This is a genomic window from Parvimonas sp. C2 (genome assembly GCF_035282405.1).
Lineage (GTDB): Bacteria > Bacillota > Clostridia > Tissierellales > Peptoniphilaceae > Parvimonas.
The window spans coordinates 1-2,629 of sequence record NZ_JAYKBP010000011.1; the positions used below are offsets into that span (position 1 = coordinate 1).

3 protein-coding genes are annotated in these 2,629 nt (G+C 55.0%); all 3 read right to left on the reverse strand.

Translation table 11 applies throughout. The annotated features are described in order from the left end of the window. The coding region (locus VJI95_RS07950; protein ID WP_324011063.1) for a cutinase family protein at positions 1–992 on the reverse strand (992 nt) is incomplete at its 3' end. Next, positions 976–1,806, reverse strand: coding sequence for a hypothetical protein (locus VJI95_RS07955; RefSeq protein WP_324011065.1), 831 nt, complete (start codon positions 1,804–1,806; stop codon positions 976–978). The genes VJI95_RS07950 and VJI95_RS07955, both read right to left, overlap by 17 nt. Positions 1,807–1,843: 37 nt before the next feature. Continuing rightward, positions 1,844–2,629, reverse strand: a 786-nt coding sequence (locus VJI95_RS07960; RefSeq protein WP_442953989.1) for a hypothetical protein, incomplete at its 5' end; no start/stop codon positions are given.

Genomic DNA, 2,629 nt, shown 5'->3' on the forward strand with positions numbered 1-2,629 from the left:
GGGTCAGAAAATAGGGCAACGCCTGCTACTTTATCGGCTGGAAAGTCCGACTCGCCGGAGCCAATTTCGCGTGCGACAGTAGACACTACCTGCGCACCTTGAGAATGACCGGCAAGAAAGACCTTAGTGTTAGGACATTTGGCGGCTACCTCGTTGAGCACCTTGGCGGTGTTTTGCGCACCCTTTTCCATCGACTCGGTATAGGCAACTGGCGCAGACGGTTTCAACCCCGGCACAATAGCTCCGCCTGCTGCAGCAGGGTAGGTCACATAGGTGCGCGCAATGCGCGTGCCGTCCTTTTCTACCGTGTCTTTTTCTTCAGTCTGCCACTCGTCCGTGTTGTTTTCTGGGGCGTCCTCCCACAGGGAGTCAGACGATTCTTCGTCCTCGGAGCCAGTGGAAGAGTCCTTGTCTCCACTACCCCACTGGTCATTAGAATCCGACGACTTGTCACTAGACTTGTCGGAATTTCCCCACAAGTCCGAATTGTCGCTTTTATCTTCTGCAGGCTCTTGGGAGTCTCCACCGCCCCACAAGTCGTTGGAATCGCCAGACTTATCGTCTGTGGAGTTATCACTGCCTCCCCACAGATCCTTAGAGTCTGCGGCAATCAGCTGGGCATCGTCTTTAGTAACTGCCTCAGCAGTGGCCTTTGTCGAAGTAGCAAAAGAGTCTTCGGCGTCTTCTAGGCTAATGCCGCCCGACAAGTCTTTAGGAGCGCTTGGGTTGGCTTCGCGCATGGCAGGACCAGCAATTTTCGAGCCGAAACCATGATCATGAGTAGAGTCCTCCTGCGCGGAGGTATCGAAAGTGCCATTGACAAGCACAAGCTGAATATCAGCACACTTATCATCGGAGACGTCTTTTTTATCGGTCTCTGTCTGGGCCATGGCGGTAGGCACCGGCAGGCCGAACCTGGCCACTATGGACGCGGTGGCAGCGTAAGAAAAAGCGTGTTTCAGCAGAGTCACCGTTTTAGTCCTCTCGTCCAATGGAGTCCACAGCCCACGAGCCGTTGGTCTCCTTTGCGGTTACTTTTTGTTTGTACAAGGTGGGCTTTTCTTCCTTGGGCTGCTTGACCTCTAGCTCTACAGAGGTCGTATCTCCCTCGGACGGCTGCATAGTCAGACACCAGGTCGTGCCTTTAGGAGCAGCCTTGGGCAGAATCTTCATCCAGTTCTGCTTTTGCATATCGCTGTCCTTGGTCAAAGACGCCTTGACACCGTTGGCGTCAGCGTCAAAATAAGCCTTTTCAAACTTCGCGATTGCGGCGCGCGGGGAGTCTTCGGCCGACACGTCCACATCATTGTTTCCGCTACAGCGGGTTCCGACTTCCGCAATCTCAGAGGAGGTATCAGACACTGGTTGTGGGCCTTGTTGGTCAGCTTCTTCTGCTACCGGCGAGGACTGCTGTGAGTGCTCTTGCGAGGCAGTGTCCTCAGAAGAATCACCCATCTGGGCAAGGAAAGTGAAAGCACCAGCTCCTACAAGGGCAAACACACCTACACCAAGCGCGATAGGCAAGGCTACGCCGCGACTTTTCTTATCTTTGGCTGGCTTTTTCTCGCTCTTGTCTACAGAATCAGGGCGAGAAACCGCAGGTTCTTTTTCAGCTGCGGGCTTAGCTTTTGCTTTAGGCTTAGGTTTTTCTTCTACAGCCGGTGCTGTTTCCTCCGGCGTCTTTTCAGTCTGCGTATCGTCTACGCGACTTTCTTGCTCTTCCTTGGTGCTATCAAGGGCACGAAGGTCAGGTTTCGCGGAGTTTTGTTTGTCGTGATTATCGAGTGCGTCAAGCCAATCATCCATGGGTATTCCTCATTTCTCGGCTTAGGCCGCAAGCAGTTTAGGCAGTCTTGTGGTCGATATTTACGTCCGCAGAAACAGCCCCCAGTTCGGCCTGCTGCTCGGTAGGCAGATTCTCTACCTCGTCAATTACTGCATTGTGCAGGTTATTGAGGTTCTCCTGCCCGTATTCTGGAAGCGCCTTAGCAGCGTTTTGACCGGCCTGCTGCGCCCAGGCGACTTCCTTGGCCGGCAAAGCAATGGTGCTCTCGCCCGCCGCTGTAGAGATAGTGACGTCACCGTCAAACGGCTGGGCCTGCCCCTGTGCTGTCACCGTGATTCCTGGGGCCGACACAGTGGCCGTAGCGCCTTCTACCTCGTTGGTTTCTACCGGCGCTGTTGGCTGCTGCTCTGGCTGGGCTGTCACTGGCTGCTGTGCAGTTTCCTCACCAGCAGGTGCCGATTCTTCCACGGCAGGTTGTACAGGTTCTGCAGGCTGGGCAGTCTCTACTGCCTCTGGCTGTGGGTTGGTGTTGGGAGCTACTTCCTCAGCTGAAGCCTCATTTTGCGGGGCGTTTTCTACATCGTCAGAAACAGAATCTGGGGTGTAGGCAGGCTCCGTTTCCACTTCGAAGCCTTGAGAGTCAGTGGTGTGCACAGCAGGCTCATAGGTGGGCTGCTGGGTGTTGTCTACCGGCTCGCTCGGGGTCTCGGGCTGGACTGCTGGCTGCTCGGAGACAATTTCATCGCTCCACTGTGGGGTGGTGGAATTATGGGTGCTATCCCCATTGTCAGATTCCACCGACTTCGGTGCAGGAGTTTCAGTCTCTGTGCCTGGTTGAGCCGC

Coding starts and splice junctions, on each gene's coding strand:
- VJI95_RS07955 (WP_324011065.1), bottom strand. CDS start 1,806: ATGGATGATTGGCTTGACGCACTCGATAATCACGACAAACAAAACTCC.